21 protein-coding genes and 1 tRNA gene are annotated in these 21,385 nt (G+C 43.6%); 10 read left to right on the top strand and 12 right to left on the bottom strand.

Annotated features, from left to right (window positions below):
* Positions 1-235 precede the first annotated feature (235 nt).
* Positions 236-1,675 (top strand): alpha-amylase family glycosyl hydrolase, encoded by a 1,440-nt coding sequence (locus C9I89_RS10490; RefSeq protein ID WP_107283376.1) that lies wholly within the window; start codon positions 236-238, stop codon positions 1,673-1,675.
* On the opposite strand, the gene C9I89_RS10485 is transcribed toward C9I89_RS10490, so the two are convergent.
* Positions 1,672-1,944, bottom strand: coding sequence for a PepSY domain-containing protein (locus C9I89_RS10485; RefSeq protein WP_107283300.1), 273 nt, complete (start codon positions 1,942-1,944; stop codon positions 1,672-1,674). The two genes, C9I89_RS10490 and C9I89_RS10485, sit on opposite strands and share 4 nt — an antisense overlap.
* Positions 1,945-2,114: 170 nt before the next feature.
* On the opposite strand from C9I89_RS10485, the gene C9I89_RS10480 reads away from it, so the two are divergent.
* Both C9I89_RS10480 and C9I89_RS10475 read left to right on the top strand, forming a co-directional pair.
* A complete protein-coding gene (locus C9I89_RS10480) occupies positions 2,115-3,254 on the top strand; it encodes an amidohydrolase (protein ID WP_107283299.1) in 1,140 nt (379 codons plus the stop codon).
* Positions 3,255-3,301: 47 nt separating this feature from the next.
* Positions 3,302-4,687 (top strand): class II fumarate hydratase, encoded by a 1,386-nt coding sequence (locus C9I89_RS10475; protein ID WP_107283298.1) that lies wholly within the window; start codon positions 3,302-3,304, stop codon positions 4,685-4,687.
* Positions 4,688-4,729: 42 nt separating this feature from the next.
* On the opposite strand, the gene C9I89_RS10470 is transcribed toward C9I89_RS10475, so the two are convergent.
* Positions 4,730-5,446, bottom strand: a complete 717-nt coding sequence (locus tag C9I89_RS10470; protein WP_170107682.1) for an EAL domain-containing protein — start codon at positions 5,444-5,446, stop codon at positions 4,730-4,732.
* A 476-nt stretch (positions 5,447-5,922) separates the two neighbouring features.
* On the bottom strand, positions 5,923-7,353 hold the full coding sequence (locus C9I89_RS10465) for an NAD-dependent succinate-semialdehyde dehydrogenase (protein ID WP_107283296.1): 1,431 nt from the start codon (positions 7,351-7,353) through the stop codon (positions 5,923-5,925).
* Positions 7,354-7,584: 231 nt separating this feature from the next.
* On the opposite strand from C9I89_RS10465, the gene C9I89_RS10460 reads away from it, so the two are divergent.
* Both C9I89_RS10460 and C9I89_RS10455 read left to right on the top strand, forming a co-directional pair.
* Positions 7,585-8,121, top strand: coding sequence for a cytochrome b (locus C9I89_RS10460; protein ID WP_107283375.1), 537 nt, complete (start codon positions 7,585-7,587; stop codon positions 8,119-8,121).
* Positions 8,122-8,123: 2 nt separating this feature from the next.
* Positions 8,124-8,693, top strand: a complete 570-nt coding sequence (locus tag C9I89_RS10455; protein WP_107283295.1) for a YceI family protein — start codon at positions 8,124-8,126, stop codon at positions 8,691-8,693.
* Between the two features lie 136 nt (positions 8,694-8,829).
* Here C9I89_RS10455 and C9I89_RS10450 read toward each other — a convergent pair whose 3' ends face one another.
* The 4 genes from C9I89_RS10450 to C9I89_RS10440 all read right to left on the bottom strand — a co-directional run bounded on the left by C9I89_RS10450 (position 8,830) and on the right by C9I89_RS10440 (position 12,451).
* Complete coding sequence (locus C9I89_RS10450) at positions 8,830-9,279, bottom strand: dCMP deaminase family protein (RefSeq protein WP_107283294.1); 450 nt, start codon at positions 9,277-9,279, stop codon at positions 8,830-8,832.
* Positions 9,280-9,536: 257 nt separating this feature from the next.
* Positions 9,537-9,611: transfer RNA gene (locus tag C9I89_RS10445), tRNA-Gly, on the bottom strand.
* 290 nt (positions 9,612-9,901) lie between these two features.
* A complete protein-coding gene (locus C9I89_RS22515) occupies positions 9,902-10,078 on the bottom strand; it encodes a hypothetical protein (RefSeq protein WP_170107681.1) in 177 nt (58 codons plus the stop codon).
* 171 nt (positions 10,079-10,249) lie between these two features.
* Positions 10,250-12,451 (bottom strand): glycosyl hydrolase family 18 protein, encoded by a 2,202-nt coding sequence (locus C9I89_RS10440; protein WP_107283293.1) that lies wholly within the window; start codon positions 12,449-12,451, stop codon positions 10,250-10,252.
* Positions 12,452-12,973: 522 nt separating this feature from the next.
* On the opposite strand from C9I89_RS10440, the gene C9I89_RS10435 reads away from it, so the two are divergent.
* From C9I89_RS10435 to yjjG, 3 genes are all read left to right on the top strand, one after another.
* The gene (locus C9I89_RS10435) at positions 12,974-13,873 is read left to right on the top strand and encodes a chemotaxis protein (protein WP_107283292.1); all 900 of its coding nucleotides are present in this window, start codon (positions 12,974-12,976) and stop codon (positions 13,871-13,873) included.
* A gap of 137 nt (positions 13,874-14,010) precedes the next feature.
* Positions 14,011-15,492 (top strand): FMN-binding glutamate synthase family protein, encoded by a 1,482-nt coding sequence (locus C9I89_RS10430; protein WP_107283291.1) that lies wholly within the window; start codon positions 14,011-14,013, stop codon positions 15,490-15,492.
* Positions 15,493-15,948: 456 nt separating this feature from the next.
* Entirely contained in the window at positions 15,949-16,629 is a 681-nt protein-coding gene (yjjG, locus tag C9I89_RS10425; RefSeq protein WP_107283290.1) for a pyrimidine 5'-nucleotidase, read from the top strand.
* Between the two features lie 128 nt (positions 16,630-16,757).
* Here yjjG and C9I89_RS10420 read toward each other — a convergent pair whose 3' ends face one another.
* The 3 genes from C9I89_RS10420 to C9I89_RS10410 all read right to left on the bottom strand — a co-directional run bounded on the left by C9I89_RS10420 (position 16,758) and on the right by C9I89_RS10410 (position 18,385).
* On the bottom strand, positions 16,758-16,931 hold the full coding sequence (locus C9I89_RS10420; protein WP_107283289.1) for a restriction endonuclease subunit S domain-containing protein: 174 nt from the start codon (positions 16,929-16,931) through the stop codon (positions 16,758-16,760).
* A gap of 177 nt (positions 16,932-17,108) precedes the next feature.
* Entirely contained in the window at positions 17,109-17,627 is a 519-nt protein-coding gene (locus C9I89_RS10415; RefSeq protein WP_107283288.1) for an aminoacyl-tRNA deacylase, read from the bottom strand.
* Between the two features lie 215 nt (positions 17,628-17,842).
* On the bottom strand, positions 17,843-18,385 hold the full coding sequence (locus C9I89_RS10410; protein ID WP_107283287.1) for an NlpC/P60 family protein: 543 nt from the start codon (positions 18,383-18,385) through the stop codon (positions 17,843-17,845).
* A 165-nt stretch (positions 18,386-18,550) separates the two neighbouring features.
* Here C9I89_RS10410 and C9I89_RS10405 point away from each other — a divergent pair, with 165 nt between their 5' ends.
* Entirely contained in the window at positions 18,551-19,039 is a 489-nt protein-coding gene (locus tag C9I89_RS10405) for a GNAT family N-acetyltransferase (protein ID WP_107283286.1), read from the top strand.
* A 549-nt stretch (positions 19,040-19,588) separates the two neighbouring features.
* Entirely contained in the window at positions 19,589-20,356 is a 768-nt protein-coding gene (locus tag C9I89_RS10400; protein WP_107283285.1) for a 1-acylglycerol-3-phosphate O-acyltransferase, read from the top strand.
* Between the two features lie 150 nt (positions 20,357-20,506).
* On the opposite strand, the gene C9I89_RS10395 is transcribed toward C9I89_RS10400, so the two are convergent.
* Positions 20,507-20,755 carry a hypothetical protein gene (locus C9I89_RS10395; RefSeq protein WP_107283284.1) on the bottom strand — a complete coding sequence of 83 codons (249 nt, stop codon included), beginning with the start codon at positions 20,753-20,755 and terminating at the stop codon, positions 20,507-20,509.
* Between the two features lie 195 nt (positions 20,756-20,950).
* Positions 20,951-21,304: a DUF2750 domain-containing protein gene (locus C9I89_RS10390; protein WP_107283283.1), complete on the bottom strand. Its 354-nt coding sequence runs from the start codon at positions 21,302-21,304 to the stop codon at positions 20,951-20,953.
* Between the last annotated feature and the right edge of the window lie 81 nt (positions 21,305-21,385).

Genomic DNA, 21,385 nt, shown 5'->3' with positions numbered 1-21,385 from the left:
TTTTCAAAGCAATGAGCTCACGGATGTAACTATAGTAAAATCAGGCTGCAAGCTTACGGATAAAATATTATAAAAAATTCATTTTCTGACATTGACTAGAAAAAATCAGCTAAGCAAGGCTACTCCCCCAGATCTCATACCAGTAAAATCGGCGTTGAGATGAGTTCAAATGATGGCAATCAGAATATTATTTATTCAGTTGACTATTAGTTTAAAAAGCGTGGTTGTAATAAAAATGACTTCAATATTAACAGCAAAGCACTCATCTGGTTCAGTATCTTCACATGCAACTAATGTCATTTTGCATGCCTTCGACTGGCCATATAGCAAAGTGACACGGAGCGCCAAAGCTATAGCTAATGCAGGTTACAAAGCTGTTCTTGTATCTCCTCCCTATAAATCATACCGTTCAGACGACGGTACACCATGGTGGCAGCGGTACCAACCTCAAGACTATCGTGTGATTGATAATCAATTGGGTAATACGGATGATTTCAAAGCAATGGTGAATGCATTAAATAATCATGAAATACATACTTATGCAGATATTGTATTCAATCACATGGCTAACGAATCAGCACAAAGAACAGATCTGAATTACCCGAGTAAAAAGACACTTTCGGAATATAGGGATAGCGAAGAATATTTTGAATCTATCAAGATATTTGGTGATTTATCACAACCACTTTTTACTGAATGTGATTTTGTAAACGCATTTCCCATTAAAAACTGGAAAGATCCATGGCAAGTTCAGCATGGAAGGATCAGCAATGGGATCAAAGATGCCGGTCTGCCGACACTAAAAAATAATAAAAATGTAATTAAACAACAAAAATCTTACCTTAGAGCGTTAAAACAATTAGGTATAAAAGGCTTCAGAATTGATGCCGCCAAGCACATGACATTGGAGCATATTCGGCAAATCTGGGATGACGATATCAGTGAAGGTGTGCACATCTTTGGCGAGATAATTACCGATGGCGGTGCCACAAAGCAGGAGTATGAACTTTTCCTTAAACCCTACCTGGCTAACACCCAATTAGGCGCCTATGATTTTCCGCTGTTCCACACCGTATCAGATGTCTTCAATCACAATGCATCGATGGCAAGTCTTATTAACCCATACTCGGTTGGCTATGCCCTTGCTAACCACAGAGCAATTACCTTTGCCATCACCCATGACATCCCGAACAACGATGTTTTTCTTGATCAGGTAATGTCAGAAGAAGATGAACGTCTGGCCTATTGTTATATCATGGGGCGGGATGGTGGCGTGCCATTGATCTACACCGATCTTGATACCAGCGGGATAAAAAACAGTGCAGGTCAGCCTCGCTGGTATGATAGCTGGCGTGATCCGATACTGGTCAATATGATTCACTTTCATAACCTGATGCACGGGTTACCCATGGACATCGTCCAGCACAGCGATGACCTTCTGGTATTTACACGAGGCCTGAAAGGGGTCGTTGTGATCAACAAAGGCGATAAGCAAGTCAGCATTGACTTGCCAGAGGGGCACTATAGCGACCTAGTTGGTATGCAAAACGTATTACTCACGCCGCATGTCTCTAGCGAACAAGGAACGCTTGATGATGACAACAATGAGGGAGATAAACAGAGCCTGAAAATACCCGCTAAATCGTGTGCAATGCTGATCAATAACGATACTTAGTCGAGTTCAACATCCAGAATTTTGCCCGTATAAAGGTCCATTTCCAGCTCCACTTTTTGGCCACTTTCATTACGGGCTTCGACTTTAATTTCATGTTCATCGTGTTCAACTTTGATTTTTCTAAAATCATAGTAACCTTCACTCTGCAACAATTTCATCGCCTTAGGCACAGTCAACGCCAGTGTATCTACAGGATCGGCCACGGCTGGAGCGACTACCATCAAATTCACCAACGCAATAAACGGCATGCTCGCCCTTAACACTTTCATACTACTTCCTAACGCGTTTATGACATCATCTCGGACTCTGAGCTGTTACTTCTAGCTGATAAGCCAGATGATTATGCCAATTGATATTACACATCATCGTGAAACCGATCACATAATAATCTACGGGGGCCGAGTAAAGTGAAGCAATCCAATGACGACTGAACAATGATATGACTGCGAATAGAGATACTCATTTCGATCCAATACGCTTCAGGCATCATCTCCATCGTTACCCTGAACTATCACTCAACGAACAGAAAACCGCTTCTGAAATTACGGATCAGCTCCTTAAATTCGGATTAACCCCTAAAACAAATATAGGCGGTCACGGCCTTTTGGTTGAAATCAAAAGTAGGAATCCAGGACCAACTACCCTGCTTCGTGCTGATTTTGACGCCTTGCCGATTAGCGAAACAGCCCAACATGATCACGCCTCTCGTCATCATGGCTGTATGCATGCTTGTGGTCATGACGGTCACACCGTCAGCCTGCTTACAGTAGCTAATCGACTGAGCCAGCACCCACCCGCATCTGGCCGAGTTATTCTGTTATTCCAGCCCGCCGAAGAAATTGGTCAGGGGGCTAAAATGATGTTGAAAGATCCTCGAATGCAAGATCTGCAACCCGATTATGTTTTTGCCTACCATAACCTTCCGGGCCATCCGTTAGGCTCTGTCGTTATCAAAAGCGGTGTTTTTGCCTGTGCATCGATCGGTGTGAAAATCACCCTCACCGGTAAAACCTCACATGCGGCGAAACCTGAAAAAGGCAGGAGTCCGGCCCCTGCTGTTGCCAGAATAATGGATTACCTCCACCAGATGCCAGAAGCATTTGAGGAAGCATTCAGCCTAGTCACCCTTGTTCACGTAAAGGTTGGTAATGAGGGCTTTGGTACTGCGCCGGGCCGTGCTGATGTTATGGCAACGATCCGTAGTGACGACAACTACGCCTTAGAACACATGAAAAAAAGCCTACAGAATTTTGCGAAAAAACAAGCTGAGAGCTATCAATTAGGAATGAACATTGACTGGATCGAACCTTTCAGTGCGACGGTGAATGATCCCATCGCTACCGATATGGTGATAAAAACAGCGAATAGCTTAAACTACCCCGTTATCACACCAACAGAACCTATGCGATGGTCAGAAGATATGGGTGAATTCTTACAGCAAGCTCCTGGTGCATTATTTTGTTTAGGCAGTGGTGTCGATCACCCCGAGCTGCATAACCCAGACTATGACTTTCCTGATGCGCTCATTGGACGGGCATCGAGGCTGTTCTTAACGCTGATCAAACAGCTTCATGGCTAATACCCAAACCAGCTGCAGCACACCTCCTGACAAAAAGGAACGACATCATGTCTTCACATTACCGCATTGAAAAAGACAGTATGGGTGAAGTCCGTGTGCCTGAAGATGCACTCTATCAAGCCCAGACACAGCGTGCAGTTGATAACTTCCCAATCAGCGGCATAACCATGCCAGAACAATTTATCAAAGCGCTGGCCTATATTAAGCAAGCAGCGGCTCGCAGTAACCTGGAGTTGAAATTATTAAATAAAAGTACTGCCCATGCAATTATCGATAGCTGTCAGGAAATTATAGATGGAAAGCATGTAGAACAATTCCCCATTGATATTTTTCAAACCGGCTCAGGCACCAGCTCCAACATGAATGCCAATGAAGTCATTGCAACTTTGGCATCAAAAAAATCAGGTCAAACCATCAGCCCCAATGATCATGTGAACATGGGGCAAAGCAGTAACGATGTTATTCCTACCGCAATTCAAGTGAGTGCCGCCCTAGCCTGCCATTTCAAGCTATTCCCTGCTTTAGCACAGCTTATTGAGGCATTAGACGCCAAAACAAACGAGGTCGGTCATATGGTTAAAACCGGCCGCACCCATTTAATGGATGCTATGCCTGTGACCCTCGGCCAAGAACTGCAAGGTTGGAAGACTCAGCTCGAAAAAGCACAATCAGGCATTATTCACGCTTTAGATAATGCCTGTGCACTGGCACAAGGTGGAACCGCAGTAGGCACTGGTATTAACGCCGAACCTGAATTTTCCGCCATCTTTGTCAACAATATTTCAATTTCCACCGAAATCCCCTTTTGCCCCAGCGACAACTTCTTTTATAACCTCGGCAGTCAAGATGCCATCGTTGCCCTGTCTGGTCAGCTGAAAACGGCGGCGGTGGCGTTCATGAAAATTGCCAATGATTTACGTTGGATGAACTCCGGCCCACTTGCCGGTTTAGGTGAAATTGAACTGGAAGCATTGCAACCCGGTTCGTCAATTATGCCCGGTAAAGTGAACCCGGTGATCCCGGAGGCTGCAGCTATGGTCGCCGCACAAGTTATTGGCAACGACGCAACAATCACTATCGCTGGCCAATCAGGCAACTTTCAGCTGAATGTTATGTTACCGGTTATTGCACACAACTTAATTCAGAGTATTGAGTTACTGGCAAATGTATCTGTTCTTCTGGCAGAAAAAGCCATCAGCAGTTTCACCGTACGTGAAGACAATCTACAGCGTGCTCTTGCCAGAAACCCCATTCTGGTCACGGCGCTGAACCCTATTATCGGCTATCTGGAAGCGGCGAAAATTGCGAAGAAAGCATACAGCGAGCACCGGGCGATTATTGATGTCGCAGAGGAAGAAACGGAGTTAAGCCGGGCCGAGCTAGAAGCATTGCTCGATCCTGAAAACCTGACGCAGGGTGGCGTTGCTCACTAATATTTACGACCCTGACGGTTCAAGGCCGAAGTGTACAATTACTTAATCGGTATAAGCCCACTCTTGCTCACGCGACAAACATTGCACCAGTTCAGGGCGACCAATGTAATATCCTTGCATATAATCGGCACCTAACGCTTGTGCGGCTTGGTAACAACGGGGGTCTTCGACCCCTTCGAGCAATACTTTTGCATCAAGTTCACAGGCCAATTCCATCGCCTTGAGCAATTTACCCGGCTCTCCATTGATGTATTCAGCTAACAAGCTTTTATCCATTTTAATAATCTCCGGTTTTACCTCACGAACGCGTAATTCAGATGAGGCACCGACTCCGTAATCATCAATGGCAATTCGTAATCCCTGTTGACGCATAGATTGTAGTGATTGAACTAACCGAACATCATCGGAACAAAAGTGCTCTAGTACTTCAAAATAAATTTGATCTATAGACAAACCTAAATCTATAACACGAGGGATCAAAGCATTTTTGGTCAGAATATGCGTATCGGCATCAATCACTGCCGCCGGGATCATGTTAAGAAATAAGGTGCCGCGAGAAAGAAAACGAGAAAAATTACGTAAATGAATAACTTTTGCAAGCCGATCTATATTGATGCGATCGCGCTCAGTCAAAAGCTCAGAGGTGAAAAAGGGTTCAGTCAGTAATTGATCTCCCGTCTCATCAAAAACCCGTAATAATGCCTCATAGCCAAATAACTTGCCCGACAAAGATACAATCGGCTGAAAGGCACTTTTCATTACATACCTGTCATAAACAACACTATAACTATCATCATCTGATAGCATTAAATGTTGTTCCAGTTCACTCCTTGCTCTTAGTATTTTTCCCACAAAGTTGCTCTTCAATCATGTATCAGTTTAAGTACGCGATGTTTAACATCATAACCAACATTTGTTACCACAATAAATTTTAATGTAGGTCGGTATCTTATCGAAAAAGTGCATTAAATCAGATAGTACCTCTCGATAACGTTGATATGTTACCAATTTTCCCCACGAAAACACGTCTCATAATTGCGACATTTTTAATGTTATAAGGCGTTTTTCCCATAATCAGCAAATGAGTTAATTCATTACATATTGATATACCCACTCACGATGCAGGATTCAGCGCGATGCCAGCCAGTTCAATTCAAGGAAAACGAACAAAAGAATGACGGGGGCCTTTCAAGTGCATTTGACATAGAATTGGGCCGACTGGCTATACCATACAGTTAATTAATATTTCCAAAGCAGAGGTATTTCACGACCATATATTCATCAATTCCCTGCTTACCTCCTTCACGTCCGATGCCTGACTGCTTCACTCCGCCGAAAGGCGCCACCTCGGTTGAGATAATGCCCTCGTTAATGCCAACCATACCGAATTCCAATGCTTCAGCCACAGTCCATATACGGTTAATATCGTTACTGTACAAATATGATGCCAGACCATAAATAGTATCGTTGGCCATTGCGATCAGCTCCTCATCATGACGAAAGCGGATCAGCGGTGCCACAGGACCAAAAATTTCCTGTTGGACAATATCCATATCTTGGCTGACATCTATCAATACCGTCGGCTCAATGAAAAGTTCATCTAACGGCGTGCCGCCAGCTGCGATTTTTGCACCTTGATCAACAGCGCGCCGGATCAAGTCGTTGATGTTATTTTTGGCATTCTGATCAATGATCGGGCCGATGTTGACGCCAGCATCAAGTCCATTGCCAATTTTGAGTACCTTTACCCCGGCAATAAATTTTTCTACAAATTCATCATACACTGCGTCATGAATGTAAAAACGATTAGCACAAACACAGGTCTGCCCTGCATTACGGAACTTCGAAGCTATTGCACCTTGCACGGCTCTATCAACATCGGCATCGTCAAAGACAATAAAAGGAGCATTGCCACCAAGCTCCATCGAAGTCCGCTTCACTGTATCAGCACACTGCATCATCAACTGCCGGCCGACGACAGTAGAACCTGTAAACGAGAGCTTTCGGATCAACGGATTACGACAAAATTCATCACCAACCATTTTTGATGAGTGATTCACCACAACTTGCAGCAAACCTTCGGGTAAACCTGCTTGTTTAGCCAATTCGGCTAGCGCATAAGCAGATAGAGGAGTCTGGTTGGCAGGTTTAACAATAAAGCTACAGCCAGCAGCCAGTGCCGGAGCCGCTTTTCGGGTGATCATAGCAATCGGAAAGTTCCATGGCGTAATGGCCGCCGCCACCCCGATAGGTTGCTTGATAGTAAGCAAACGCCGATCTCCTGCCGGGGCAGGTATCACATCGCCATATGTGCGCTTGCCTTCTTCTGCAAACCATTCAATAAAGGAAGCACCGTAGGCGACTTCACCTGCGGATTCGACCAATGGTTTACCTTGCTCCTGAGTCATAATACTCGCTAAATCGGCTTGATTATCCATCACCAGTTGATACCAGCGCAGGAGGATCTTACTCTTTTCTTTCGCGGTCGTTTTCGCCCAGCTTTGTTGTGCCGTGTGAGATTTTTCAATAGCCGATTTAATTTCAGCTTCAGACTGCGTCGGAATATGACCGATGACTTCACCTGTTGCCGGGTTAGAGATTTCTAAGGAGATCTCTGATGGTTTGCAGAAAAAAGAAACCAATGATTTATTCGTAATCTCACGCATGCTTTAGCCTTTTAAATATAGTTTATTATGAATTATGTAGTATTAGGGATTAAAAGCCACCCCACCAATCCAAAGTAACCTCAAGCAACTTAGATCAGCCTGCGCTAATCAGCGCTGGAACAAGTTCATTCAGATTATTTGATGAACTTGTTCGGCTTCTCCCGGTTTTGTCTGCCAGAATTTAAACTAGAATATTTGTTATTCGGGCTTGATAAAGACATAACGATAACAATGAAAAACACACCAAATAATTACGACTGGCTGTCTATCACTATCCACTGGCTATCAGCCATTGTGGTTATCGGCATGTTTGCTGCTGGGTTATGGATGGTCGACCTTAACTACTATTCACAGTGGTACAAACCCGTACCGCACTGGCATAAGTCGGTTGGCCTGTGTCTGGCTTTTGCGACTCTCTTCCGTCTGGCCTGGAAGCACCTTAAAGGGCATCCACCTATTGAAGGTGCCAACTGGGAGGTCTTGGGCGCGAAACTGGCGCATTGGGTCATTTACCTCATGCTATTTGGGCTCTTTATCTCAGGCTATCTCATCTCTACTGCCGACGGACGTGCAATCGAAGTATTCAACTGGTTCTCGATCCCGGCTCTTGGCAAGCTGTTCCCTGATCAGTCTGATATTGCCGGAGAAATTCATTATTACCTCGCATTCGGCCTTATCGGACTGGCAGCTGTACATGCACTTGCTGCTTTAAAGCATCACTTTATAAACAAAGACAATACATTGAAAAAAATGTTGGGAGTAAAGTAAACATGAAAAAACACCTATTAGCTCTAGGCTTGCTAACCGCAATTTCCGTTCCATCTGTTGCATCAGCGGCAGACTATGCGATTGATACTGAAGGTGCTCACGCCTCTATTAACTTTAAAGTCAACCACTTAGGTTATAGCTGGATCAAAGGACGCTTCAATACCTTTGATGGTACCTTCAGCTATGATCCAATGAATATCTCTGGTTCTAAGGTAAAAGTGAATGTTGACACCAGCAGCTTCGACACCAACCATGCAGAGCGTGACAAACACGTACGCAGCGACGACTTCCTCGATGTTAATAAATACTCGACAGCAACCTTTACCAGCACCGGTGTCACGCCAAAAGGCAACGGTGAAATAACAATCAACGGTGAACTAACACTTCATGGTCAAACCAAACCCATCACTATTGATGCTCAGTTCATTGGTGAAGGCGATGATCCATGGGGCGGCTACCGTGCAGGTTTTACCGGCACCACTCGCATCGAAATGAAAGACTTCGGCATTAAGGTTATGGGGCCTGCGAGCTATGCCGATCTGGAAATTCATGTTGAAGGTGTTCGCCAATAACCTTGCTCTTTTGCACTTCCAGCAATTAACTCTGATAAAATCCGGCTTAATGCCGGTTTTTATTACTGCCTATTCATGTCTCAGACTGATCACAAAACAACAATCAATAAAGACATAAGACTAAATGAAGTCGTATTTACTGTTTTGACAGCTCTTCAAGCGGCAACCAATCAACGGCAACACCTGCCTGAGTAAACATGTCTTGGCTGACCTTGATCTTATCCCCCCAACGAGAAAGAAAATCTTGCGTCTGCTCAGGGCAGTGTACCATCGAAATGCCGGTTTGAATGATTTTCGCCGCGCAGTTAGGACAAGGGAAATGCGTTACCCATATATCACAGCCCGCCAAGTCACGTTTGGCAAACAAAATCGCATTCTCTTCCGCATGAAGGGTTTTTAGTAGTTTCATTTCGCGGTCATCTGTATCCGCGCTATCTGAAATACCATGCGGGTAACCATTGAATCCAACCGAAACGATGCGGTTGCCTTTTGTGATAACGGCACCCACTTGTGTTGATGGATCTTTACTCCAGGAACCTACCAATTCGGCCATTTGAGAAAAACGCACAGCCCACTTAGAAATCATATTCTTACCTTTGTTTATCGATATTCGTTATTTGGTAAAACTTAACATCTTTCCTCAAGTCCATAAAGAGGGCATAAGAGTAAACAGCCACTTATGGGGGGCTTCTGCCCATTGAGCTTCAGGTTGAAGTTTTGGCTCATGATGGTCACTAAACTGATGTTCGGAGGTGACTGGTCGAATTTCACGCTCGTTAAAAATCATAAACGCTCTTAAGCGTTTTAATTCAAAAGGATAGCTTGGAGTGTTTTATAAAAGACTGGAGCGGGCAGCGGGAATCGAACCCGCATTATCAGCTTGGAAGGCTGGAGTAATAGCCATTATACGATGCCCGCATAGATACCGGTAACTTAAACCAGAGAAGTGTTTTGCATCGAACTAGGGTTATAATGGCAGATAACTCATTGAAATAAAGCGTTCATTTTCAAAGCGTGATATTGCGCACAAAAAGCCACCCTGACCGCGCGCTTAACGTTCAACCCGCACACTTAACACCCACAGCTGTAAAATCATATTCTCTGCCGTTTTGCTTTTTATTAAAAAAGCCGACCAAGTCGGCTTTTTTCTCGAAATAACGCTGAGTGCGTCTTAACTTGCCTGCAAAGAAGATCTAGCTAGCTTCACTTCACTTTGATGGGTATTCTTCCTGATCATCCGATTTATGCTTGTTAACTGTCCAGTGTTCATTGGCATCATAACTTTCATCACAAATGTCCACTGAAAAGCCCATATCAACGATCTCTTTTAATGTGAGGTTATCAGCCAATTTGGCGATCTCTCCTGCTTTATTTCGTAATTCCATATCCGTCCACCTCTCTTAACTACTCACCACAACACCTTAACTATAGCGGTGACTGCTCAACTTTTCCTGCCTGTGGCGAACTCATACCATTAACAAAAGTGCATACTTTCAGAAATAATAAAGCCGCCTTCTGAGAAGGCGGCTATTGATTAAAGGAAAAAGTTTAATCAATTAAACTTTTTTCCAAGGTCCCCATGGGCCGCTTTGCTCTGGGTTATCGCCCTTTGTCCAATACTTAGCTTCATAGGTCACGCCATTAACTACAACACGGTCACCTGTGTTATAGACAACATTTGCATCCCACGTACCAGTAACTGCGCCTTTAACCTTCACAGTAACTGTCGCAGAGTCCGTTGCCTGACCATCAGTCACAGTAACAACCACATCAACTGTTGTCTCTGTTTGAATAACTGGCGCCGTAAAGACAATATCAGCCCCTGTTGCGGTAACAGCCACAGTCCCTACTGATGTTTTATAGGTGAGTGAATCTCTATCTGCATCTTGCGCAGATACTGAAATCACTGCATTTTTACCACTATCAACAGTCACTGTTGCTGGTACAGTCAGTACTGGCGCATTATTTTCAACACCTGAACCTTTAACGTGTACAACAATATTTTTAGTGACATTCTTACGACCATCGGTAACGGTTACTTTCACCACATCTTGCTGATCAGTTGCCGTATTGGGCGCCTGATACGTCACTGTCGCACTGCCATCACCGTTATTGACAACCGTTGCGTTGACTGCTGTGAATGAAAGTGGATCGGCATCTGCGTCTGTGCCCGAGACAATAAAGCTGATCACCTGACCGGAGTTCGCCGCTTGAGTACCAGGCACAGTTAACACTGGTGCATTGTTCGGTACTGTACCGCCGCTGAACACACGATCAATGGCTTCTGCAAGTGGAGAGCTCAATTTGGTACATTCTTTTAACATGGGACCACGGTTAATAAAGGTGCCTTCGCACTTAATATCGCCATGCACCTGCCAGACAATTACGCCGCCCAGATTATTGTCAACGATGTACTGCGCCTTTTTCTCGATTGACGGCACATCATCATAGCTCAGGAGGTACTTACCTTTCACTGCATATGGTACTTCGGCTGACGCATCCCACTGATGTGCCCAGCCACTTTGTTGCATTATGTAATTGTAGTTTGGCTGCCCATCAAACGCTTTCCAGTTATCTAGATCAGCAGATGACAACGTTGGACCATCAACCGAAAAATTCACCGTACGTTTGTCCGTTGGGGCACCAAGATATGCAGTCGCTTCTGTTGTTTGAACACCTCGACCATAGAACGCAGCACCAAAGTTAATTTTATTCGACGGGATCCCTTTAACCGCCATCCAGTTACGCAATGTATCAAGGTTGAGATTGTTAAACTCTTCTTCCGGGTAAGGATACAGCGGCGCATTATGACCGGCAACATTAGACCAGCCACCGTTAAGGTCGTAAGTCATCATGTTGAAGAAATCCATCGAGGCAGCAAGGCGTGGCCAATTATAGCCTTCTAATTTTGCTGTCGAGGCAGAAAACGCTGCAGTCAGAAGCTTATTCGGACCAATTTTTTTCCGAATATCTTCCATCAACTGCTCGAAATTCGCATAGTCTTCGGGGTTGCCCGTAAAGTTCATACCGCCGAAGCCGGGGTATTCCCAGTCGATATCGATACCATCAAACCCCAAAGCCATCAATTTATCGAGATCTGCTAAGAAACGGGCCTTTTTAACCGGATCGGCCGCCATTTCTGGGAAGTGCTTAGACATACTCCAGCCCCCCAGAGACGCCATCACTTTTACCCCTTTTTGGTGTGCCAAATCAATCAACCCCGGAGCGCCGCCGACTTTTTTCAAAGGGATCGGATACTGACCGGTAATACCTGTCGGCTGATGCAACCAACCACTGCCATTTTTTACGAAGCCCTGCTCCTGCACTTTACGAAAGTTTTCAGCATCCCAGGGTTCATTAACAGGATACTGGCTAAGGTATTCCAGCTCCCCCCACAAAATATGAAAATCCCAGCTTGAGTAAACATCAGGATGCAATAACGGACCCGGCTCTTGCACCGCGTTCGGTTGATAGATGCTCTTATTACGCAAATCACCACTGTGTAATGAGCCATCTTTGGCAACACCAAAGAAAGAAAAGTTAAGTATGGAATAAAGATCCATGTTTACATTCAGGTGCGTCGCTTCTCCCTTAACGCTGAAACCTTCGTTAGCGCCTTTCCATGCTTCCCACTGAGTAAGGTAGCCAATCACATTTTTATTATGGGCGGGTGCGGCTTGAGCTGTGGAAGCGACGCCTGCCATTAATATTGCGGTAACCACCCCGGCCAGTTTGCTCAGGTTCAATCCTTTTTGCATTTTTGTTCTCCACGTATTGGTTAATAAAAAACATCGAGTGCCTACCTTTACTTACAGTAAGGATCTGCAATTCACATTAGCTCAGGCTCAATATTTGTAAGCTCTGAAGTACATTCACTTTTATAATTTCTCTTAATACAGAACAGCCTTTAATCACAGTCAGTTAAACAAATATCAATTGACTTGCTAATGCTTCACTAGTGTTAACGATGTTTTTTTTCTTCGCGAAGAAAAGTTCAGAATATTTGATATACGCTGAATGAATAATGAAATGTTTCCACAATATTCCATGATTTTTCCGCCTTCATCCCATTTACTGTTGCTGCATACCATGCCAATACGGATGCCCCACAAGGATATTTCACAAAAAAAAACAACCTCCGAAAGAAACCCTGCAAATGATAAATAACCAGAAAATTGATAACCATAATTCCTATACCGGATTTAAAAGGTTACTATGCTTCAAAGTGTTATATTCCACGCATCAAGTATGCTGCTAGCTTGTGATTAAGGGATCGAAAAATGATTAAAAGCGCAACCAATCAGTCTCAGGGCATGTTGCTTTTTCAACTCACTCAAAACCAGTCTTTTGCTATTGGTACCCTCAAGGTTAAAGAGATCGTTCCCTATACAAAACTCACATCAATACCTCATTCTCATCCTACGGTATTAGGAGCTGCCAGCCTGAGGGGAGTCACTCTGCCTGTGATCGATATGGCTAAAGCCGTTGGTTATCCACCACTCAGCAAAAATGAAATTAAAAAGTGCTATATCATCATCACTGACTGTCAACGTAAGCTGGTTGGTTTTCTGGTTCGTGGGATCAATAAAATAACCGAATGTAACTGGCACGATATCGATGCGCCGCCAGCCTCTCTCGGCAATAACGTCTTTGTCACTGGTGTCACCAAAGTCGAGGACAAGCTAGTTCAGTTACTTGATGTTGAACTGCTGATGTCAAAAATCTTCCCTGCAGATCCAGATAGCTTGCATCCGGTATTAACAGATATTGAGCGGGAAATGCTACGACCGTTGAAAATTCTGCTTGTTGATGATTCTGCTGTTGCCAGACGTCAGCTATCACAAGCTTTAGATAGCATCAGCATTCCTTATTTCATTGCCACTAACGGTCTAGATGCTCTGAATATGATGAAACGAGCCGCAGAAGCTGGTGAACCATTTAATATTCTTGTCAGTGACATCGAAATGCCGGGCTTAGATGGCTATGAATTGGCTTTTGAGGTTCAGAATAACGATAAGCTGAACACTATTTACATTATTCTGCATACCTCTCTCTCAAGTGAAATCAGTGTATCGCAGGCACATCAGGTTGGTGCTCATGAAGCATTGACCAAATTCGAAGCGAATGAGTTAATCCATGCCATGCTGCGAGGCGCAGAGCAACACGCAACAACGGTTTAACATCCATATCTAACAACTTCTCCTAAGATCAGCCAGCTCAACCAGAGGGCACTGCCTGTGCCCTTTTTCATTTGAAATTTACTCACCTTCTACTTTTCTAATCTACTATTACGGTATCGACTGATGGAGAGTAGGTTATGAGTGATTTCATAATGTTAAGCGTTCATTTTTTATCAAACCTGTTCATTCTTGTAGTAGGCACTGGTGTGCTCGTGATTATCTATCTTTATATCGTCGATATCAGCCAACACAAGCAAGCCATTCGTCACAATTACCCTGTTATCGGACGTTTTCGCTACTTTTTTGAAAAGCAAGGCGAGTTTTTTCGTCAGTACTTTTTTGCCCTGGATCGTGAAGAGATGCCTTTTAATCGTGCCGAGCGCAGTTGGGTCTACAAGGCCGCAAAAAATGTCGATCGCACCATCGCTTTTGGCTCAACACGCTGTTTGGATCCAACCGGAACGATCATGTTCATGAATTGTGCCTTTCCGACTCTTGCAGAAGATGCTGTCGCACCCGGCCCCGTTACGATAGGTGAAGGTTGCCGCTACCCTTTCACCACCAGCTCCATCTTTAATATTTCTGGCATGAGTTACGGCGCTATTTCTAAACCAGCCATTCAGGCCTTATCACACGGTGCTAAGCTAGCAGGCTGCTGGTTAAATACCGGTGAGGGCGGGCTGAGTCCCTACCATCTCGAAGGTAAGGCCGATATTGTATTTCAAATTGGTACTGCCAAGTACGGTGTTCGTGATGAAGAAGGGAATTTAAGCACAGAGAAACTCCAACAAATCGCGGCTCATCCTGAAGTCAAAATGTTTGAAATAAAAATGAGTCAGGGCGCAAAACCCGGCAAAGGCGGGATACTTCCGGGACGAAAAGTCACCGCCGAAATAGCGCAAATTCGAGGTATTCCCCAAGGTCATGACTCAATCAGCCCTAATGGCCACAAAGAGATACGTAGTGTAGGTGATCTACTCAATATGATTGCGCAAATAAGAGATCTCACTGGTAAGCCAGTAGGATTTAAAGCCGTCATTGGATCACTCAGCTGGTTTGACGATTTACTGACCGAAATCAAGCGTCGTGGTGAGCAAAGTGCGCCTGACTTTATTACGATTGATAGCGCAGATGGCGGTTCAGGTGCCGCTCCTCAGCCTTTGATGGACTATGTTGGCTTGCCATTGAAAGAAAGTTTGCCTTTAGTAATAGAGCGATTAGAGCGCCATCGACTTAAAGACCGAATTAAGGTCATCGCTTCGGGCAAACTTATCACGCCGTCAAAAGTTGCCTGGGCTATTGCATTAGGCGCAGACTTTATCGTTTCAGCTCGTGGACATATGTTTGCATTAGGCTGTATCCAGACGCTGCAATGTAATAAAGACACCTGCCCAACAGGGATCACCACCCACAACAAACGGTTACAACAGGGCTTGAACGTAAAAGACAAAACTCAGCGAGTGGCTAACTATAACAAACACATACTTTACGGGTTGGGATTAATTGCCCACTCATGTGGCGTCACGAATGCCAGAAACCTCAATAAAAGCCACATTCGCATTGTGGCTGAGAATGGCCTATCTGTCGCACTAGAAAAGCTCTATGAAAACCACCAATAGCCGAAGAACGATTAGGAAAAGCATCGCCCTGTTAAAGACACAAGCTTGCCCGTTATTTATTGACTATAAAGTCAATACACATGTTCCAATCTTTCCCTAATCTTACTTGATAGATTGCGATGCCGTCAGATACTTATCCAGCATCTGTGCCAGGGTTTTCTGACAAACCGGTTTTGATACGAAGTCATCCATTCCAACACTTAAAAATTTAGACCCGTAATCGCCAGGGCAAAAACAGAACTAATTAATAAAATGGTAAATAACAGCCGCCAAACCGGAAATCACAATCGCAACGACCATTAAAAGCACTCACAAATCGACACCTTAGCATGCCAACCAATCAAGAGGATGATTTTTACAACAATTTTCATTGATGTATTGCTAGGGAATTAGATTAGAATGTCATTTCATAAAGCACCCTGTCAAAGTACCGCGAATGATTGGAGAAATGGAATAATGAAATACCAATGGATACTGTTTGATGCAGACGAAACCCTGTTTCATTTCGATGCATTTAAAGGGTTGCAACTGATGTTCTCACGCTTTGATATCAATTTTACTGAACACGATTTTACCCTCTATCAAACGGTTAATAAGCCATTATGGATTGATTATCAAGATGGAAAAATCACCGCTCAACAACTGCAAAACATACGTTTTGAGTCCTGGGCTGAGAAACTGAGTGTTACAACTCAAACGCTTAATAGTGCATTTTTAACGGCAATGGCTGACATTTGCACCCTCCTGCCCGGCGCAGAAAAACTGATCACCGCCCTTACAAAAAAGGCCAACCTGGGGATCATTACCAATGGTTTTACCGAACTACAACATGTTCGTTTGGCGCGAACCGGATTGCAAGACCACTTCTCTTCTCTGATCATTTCGGAGCAAGTCGGAGTCGCCAAACCGGATCTAGGCATTTTCGAATATGCTTTTGAACAAATGGGTTACCCGGATAAAGATCAAGTGCTGATGATTGGTGATAACCCACATTCCGACATCCTTGGTGGCCTAAATGCCGGAATAGATACCTGCTGGTTAAATGTTCATGGTCATGATGCACCAGAAGGGATAGAGCCCCACTATCAGGTGGCATCATTAACTGAGTTACATACGCTTTTACTCGATAAGGCTTGATATTGCTGACCTCTTAAGCACTAATCCTGTTGTAAAGCCCAAAACGAAATACCAATCAGCAGAGTTAAAAACGGCCTCGTAATGAGGCCGTTTCGATGAAAAGCTTGTTTAAGCTTAACTGTTTTGGTCTAACTGCGTTTGCCTGTCATGAATTCTTCAAGAATTTCAGGTGTTAGTTCGCCGGTATCTTCAAGGCGCTTCAACTCAGCAACAATACGCTTTTGCTCTTCCATTGAAGGGATTGGCAATTCAGGTTCTTTATTTACTTCGTCTTGATTAATCAGGTTTAAATCATCTTGCATGATAAATCTCTTTCTTACATTCAATGTGTGTCGAATTTCACTGGCACTATTATATACCCAAACCGCGTCAAGATGCAGAGTACAGCGAGAATTCAATGGCTTTTGTCAGGCAGCTATTTGCTATACAGGCTAACTCGCCCGGCAAACAAGCAGGCTTGCCGGGTGCATTCAAGCACATTATTCCCATTCCCAATGCCTGCCATCATGTTGCTGAGAAAACAACATGCGATAGCCACTGATATTTTGATGTTTAACATCTTGCATAATTTTATGGAACTGCTTGCTATCTAAGTGAATCAGGTTTTCATGATCGCCCGATTCAATATAGATATCCTCTTGTTCCAATAACAAGTCATCAATCAACATGCCTACTTTATAGGCTTGGCCTATTGAAGGGACTGCGCCTGGTTCACAATCCTGAAAAACCTGAGCGAGCTCATGTTCAGCGACAAGAAAATACTGTTTTCCCGTCATCCGATTAATCTTATCGATCATCACTCGACGGTTTGACGGAACCACTGCCATCAAATAGTCACCTTGTTGATCTTTTAACAGCACAGATTTAGCCACTTGCGCCGTCGGCACATGAGCCGAAATCGCTGAGCTGAATGATGTATCGGTATGACGATGATGAGTAAGGCTAAAATCAATATTATGACTATTCAGAAATTGCCCTACAGTAATTGCCATGGCCATAATTACCTCCTGAGTAATGTATACCAACTCCATTGCTCATCCGATCGATACACAACCGGTCAACTCGTGAGATTGGTATTCCTTCTACAGCAAAAGTATGGTTGCAGCCGCGCTTTTTTGCGAATTTATTAAGGTAAACTGAAAAAGGTTAGCCGATATAAATAACGATAGGAGGTAAGATTTACCAGTGGTTATGTTTTAGATCTGTAAATTTGTCAGTTAATTCTGCGTACCTGCCAGAATGCTCGACGCCAGTATGGATTATCTAAGCGGGAGATAATGACACCTTGCGATGTCGATGCGTGCAAGAACTCTGAATTGCCTAGGTAAATGCCGACATGCCGTAAGCGATAACCCGTTTTGAAAAAAACCAAATCTCCTTCCTTAGCATTAGTAACCGAAACTGATTGCCCCAACTTCACCAGTTCACTCGTTGTTCGCGGCAACATTTTGTCATACACACTGAAATAACCCACCTGTACAAAAGCAGAGCAATCAATACCTCGTTTACTTGTCCCCCCTAACCGATAGGGTGTGCCTTTCCAAGCATCATAAACATAATCAAATGTACCGGAGGGATCGTAAGCTTCTGCAGAACGGAGCGGACGGTCTTTTTTATCTTGATAAATAGCATTATCAGCGGGTTGAGAAGCTGAATCAGGCGGCTGGATCGAATCAGTGGAAGAACACCCGACGATGATCGAGAGCAAAAATCCAAGCCAGGCTTTATGATAAATATTCTTCACTGAATTCTGCATTTTAAGGTAGTTTGAATATAGTCATCATTATGGTACAACCTGCCTGTAATAGAATAGTCTTACTGACGCACCAACAAGTTAAGTGCTATAAAAGTAATCACCCCCCTTATCATGCTTCATAGACTGGCATGACAAACGCCAATAACTCATTCGACGAGTAACTTTATGACAGCTTTTACTCTCCGTCCATTTGAAGTCGAAGATACACCGGTCCTTGCTCGAATATACACCCGAGCAGCTACAATTTCCGGTAGAGAACATTACAGCCAACCACAGATTGAGATGTGGGCTAATTTCCCTGTACAGCATTTTGATGAATTTCAGGCCATGCTAAAGCAAGGGCACACCTATCTAGCAATAGACCATCAGGGAAAACCGCTTGGATTCGCTCAGCTTCATCCCACTAATCACCTAACATTACTCTATGTTTTACCTGAGTTCTCACGTCAAGGGATCGGACAACAGCTTTATAAGCATCTGGAAGCAATCGCCATCGCCGACAAACAAGCTTTCATCAGTGTAACCGCAAGCATAATATCAAAAGGATTGTTTAAAAAAATGGGCTTTATATCAGTAGAAACAGAAATCTCACTAAGAAACAATATTGCATTTGAACGCTATAACATGACTAAATATTTAGGCGAGAACACATAGAATGTCTATTCTCAGAACAAAAAAAGAGACTATGCTCGCGCTAGCCTCAAACTTCACACAACATCAGATAATAATTGCAAATTAATAAATCATGCACATTAGCTGTGCCGATATGTTAGACATTTAGGGGTTATATAAGGAAGAATATCCAGAAGATTCTTATTCGACGTTGGCTTGTGCGAGTGATGTCATGATAAAAATGAACGATCTACATCAATTCTGATATTTGTCGCCTTTATGACGATACTGATAGTCTCGCCAGTGATTATTAATCCAGCCAAGCCGACCTAAACTGGATATAAAACGTCCGATCGATATCCACGAATGGCTTAAAACCAAGCAAATAGCATCATAATCTAGCTAAAATCAGCAAATGCTTTCATAATGCAGACTGATGATTTACTTACCGACGGTAATCCTATACTGGCTAGTTGTTGTGTTTAGTAAAAACGCCCCTCGTAGGAGACCGATGTAGGTTTGTCTATTTTTCGAGATCCGTTTTGAGTGTCTCGACCTGACGAGATTATAGTTTTTGACAAAGGAGTCCGTGTGCTTTCTTTTATCCGCTTAGTTATTGCGGCGATATTTGTTGTTTTTACAACCATTTTCGCTTTGATTTATTGCTTATTCAGCCCTCGCGATCCTAAACACGTTTATTTTTTCTGCCGTTGGTTTAACCAGTTACACAAAATCGCAGGCTTAAAGCTTATTCAGCGCGGTACTGAAAAGGCCGCCAATATCGACAAGAGTGTTTACATTTCAAATCACCAGAGCGTCTTTGATTTTGTAACTGATCCTGGCATGCTGCAGCCACGAACCGTCACTCTCGGTAAGAAAAGTTTGCAATGGGTGCCGTTTTTTGGGTCATTATACTGGATCACCGGGAACATTCTGATTGATCGCGAAAATAAATCCAAAGCACGCAATACCATTCAGCAGGTCGCTGAAGCCATTCATAAACGCAATTTATCTGTTTGGGTTTACCCCGAAGGAACCCGCAGCAAAGGTCGCGGCTTACTGCCTTTTAAGAGTGGGGCATTTCGTATGGCGATTGAAGCTGGCGTACCGATCATCCCGATGTGTGTCAGCACTACGCATAATAAAATAGATCTAAACCGCCGAGATAATGGTGTGGTTATTGCCGAGATGCTCGCCCCTATTGATATAACCAAATACGATATACAAGACGCACGAGAACTCGCAGACTACTGTCACAAGCTGATGGCAGATAAAATCGCTGAGCTGGATGCGGAAGTCGAATGTATAGAGCTTGAAAAAGAAAAAGCCAAAAAACAGTTTGAAGCAAAATCAAGCTGATTCAATCTTCCCTCCCCCTTCAGAGGCGAGACTCGGCATCTTGAGGGATATATATAATTAAAAGAGCATCCACCGGATGCTCTTTTTTACTTAACATGCGAGAAGCATAATCCACTTAACAATAACTTCCCTATTTCTTTCTTGTTCATTTTAACGTTCAGCGAAACGGAATAAGCTATCCACTGAAATGGGGCAATCCCCAACCTGATGAATAACGCCTTTTGCTTGTTTTAATGTATCATAGCTACAGGGTACACCCGTGATATCAGTTAGCGGATATTCATTTCCTTCATGATCTTTAAAGTTAATGCTCCAGCCCGCACTCAGGAAGTCATGGACGACTCGTGCTTCAACCAAGGTGTGTTCTGCAAATAACTGACGACATTCAGACAAAACCATAACATCATCCCCTTATTAACCACTCATTCTAAATATAGTTGAAATTCTATCGTCCGGTAACACTTAGATTTTTTATGTTATGAAAAAGTTAAGTGTGGTTATCGTAGAAGCAATGGCGGGGGGGAATAGACTAAATATATTGGCGCAAGGGTTAGAGCCACATTACTGATGATGTGGCTCTTCATTTAAGGTGTATTACAGATACAGTTTCGCGACTTCTGATGGTTCAATTTCAGCACCGTCAAGGTTTGCATTCCAATTTAATCCCACGAGTACGCCATCTTCAGACAGTGTGATCATCCAGTCTTCAACAAATACATCTAAAGGCAGTTCCGTCGGGATAAACTCAGCCCATTCCTCAACACAATGAACCTTCGCGTCTGCCTCGCTTGACCAAAATGGCATGACCTCAGATTCTTCAAATTCTGAAGATTCAACAGATAACCAGTCACCTTCTTCGTTACACAGACCCCACACCACGTGAGTTTCTTGTGTTTCAGTAACAAATAGCTCACTGTTCGCTTGAATATCTGCAGTTAACTTAGTCATTCTATTCTCTCTTTTCTAGCGCCTGTTCGGCATGCTGTGGCGTCAGGTTCACAGTTGAAGCCACTTAATAGCGCTATTTTA

It is taken from the genome of Photobacterium lipolyticum (genome assembly GCF_003026475.1).
In the GTDB taxonomy this organism is placed as follows: Bacteria; Pseudomonadota; Gammaproteobacteria; order Enterobacterales; family Vibrionaceae; genus Photobacterium; species Photobacterium lipolyticum.
The sequence above is the reverse complement of the archived record's forward strand: the minus strand, read 5'-3'. Positions and strand labels throughout refer to the sequence as shown.

Bases quoted from the DNA above. Each gene is read 5' to 3' on its own strand.
- C9I89_RS10490 (WP_107283376.1), top strand. From the start codon at position 236: ATGACTTCAATATTAACAGCAAAGCACTCATCTGGTTCAGTATCTTCA.
- C9I89_RS10485 (WP_107283300.1), bottom strand. From the start codon at position 1,944: ATGAAAGTGTTAAGGGCGAGCATGCCGTTTATTGCGTTGGTGAATTTG.
- C9I89_RS10480 (WP_107283299.1), top strand. From the start codon at position 2,115: ATGACTGCGAATAGAGATACTCATTTCGATCCAATACGCTTCAGGCAT.
- C9I89_RS10475 (WP_107283298.1), top strand. From the start codon at position 3,302: ATGTCTTCACATTACCGCATTGAAAAAGACAGTATGGGTGAAGTCCGT.
- C9I89_RS10470 (WP_170107682.1), bottom strand. From the start codon at position 5,446: ATGAAAAGTGCCTTTCAGCCGATTGTATCTTTGTCGGGCAAGTTATTT.
- C9I89_RS10465 (WP_107283296.1), bottom strand. From the start codon at position 7,353: ATGCGTGAGATTACGAATAAATCATTGGTTTCTTTTTTCTGCAAACCA.
- C9I89_RS10460 (WP_107283375.1), top strand. From the start codon at position 7,585: ATGAAAAACACACCAAATAATTACGACTGGCTGTCTATCACTATCCAC.
- C9I89_RS10455 (WP_107283295.1), top strand. From the start codon at position 8,124: ATGAAAAAACACCTATTAGCTCTAGGCTTGCTAACCGCAATTTCCGTT.
- C9I89_RS10450 (WP_107283294.1), bottom strand. From the start codon at position 9,279: ATGATTTCTAAGTGGGCTGTGCGTTTTTCTCAAATGGCCGAATTGGTA.
- C9I89_RS22515 (WP_170107681.1), bottom strand. From the start codon at position 10,078: ATGGAATTACGAAATAAAGCAGGAGAGATCGCCAAATTGGCTGATAAC.
- C9I89_RS10440 (WP_107283293.1), bottom strand. From the start codon at position 12,451: ATGCAAAAAGGATTGAACCTGAGCAAACTGGCCGGGGTGGTTACCGCA.
- C9I89_RS10435 (WP_107283292.1), top strand. From the start codon at position 12,974: ATGATTAAAAGCGCAACCAATCAGTCTCAGGGCATGTTGCTTTTTCAA.
- C9I89_RS10430 (WP_107283291.1), top strand. From the start codon at position 14,011: ATGAGTGATTTCATAATGTTAAGCGTTCATTTTTTATCAAACCTGTTC.
- yjjG (WP_107283290.1), top strand. From the start codon at position 15,949: ATGAAATACCAATGGATACTGTTTGATGCAGACGAAACCCTGTTTCAT.
- C9I89_RS10420 (WP_107283289.1), bottom strand. From the start codon at position 16,931: ATGCAAGATGATTTAAACCTGATTAATCAAGACGAAGTAAATAAAGAA.
- C9I89_RS10415 (WP_107283288.1), bottom strand. From the start codon at position 17,627: ATGGCCATGGCAATTACTGTAGGGCAATTTCTGAATAGTCATAATATT.
- C9I89_RS10410 (WP_107283287.1), bottom strand. From the start codon at position 18,385: ATGCAGAATTCAGTGAAGAATATTTATCATAAAGCCTGGCTTGGATTT.
- C9I89_RS10405 (WP_107283286.1), top strand. From the start codon at position 18,551: ATGACAGCTTTTACTCTCCGTCCATTTGAAGTCGAAGATACACCGGTC.
- C9I89_RS10395 (WP_107283284.1), bottom strand. From the start codon at position 20,755: ATGGTTTTGTCTGAATGTCGTCAGTTATTTGCAGAACACACCTTGGTT.
- C9I89_RS10390 (WP_107283283.1), bottom strand. From the start codon at position 21,304: ATGACTAAGTTAACTGCAGATATTCAAGCGAACAGTGAGCTATTTGTT.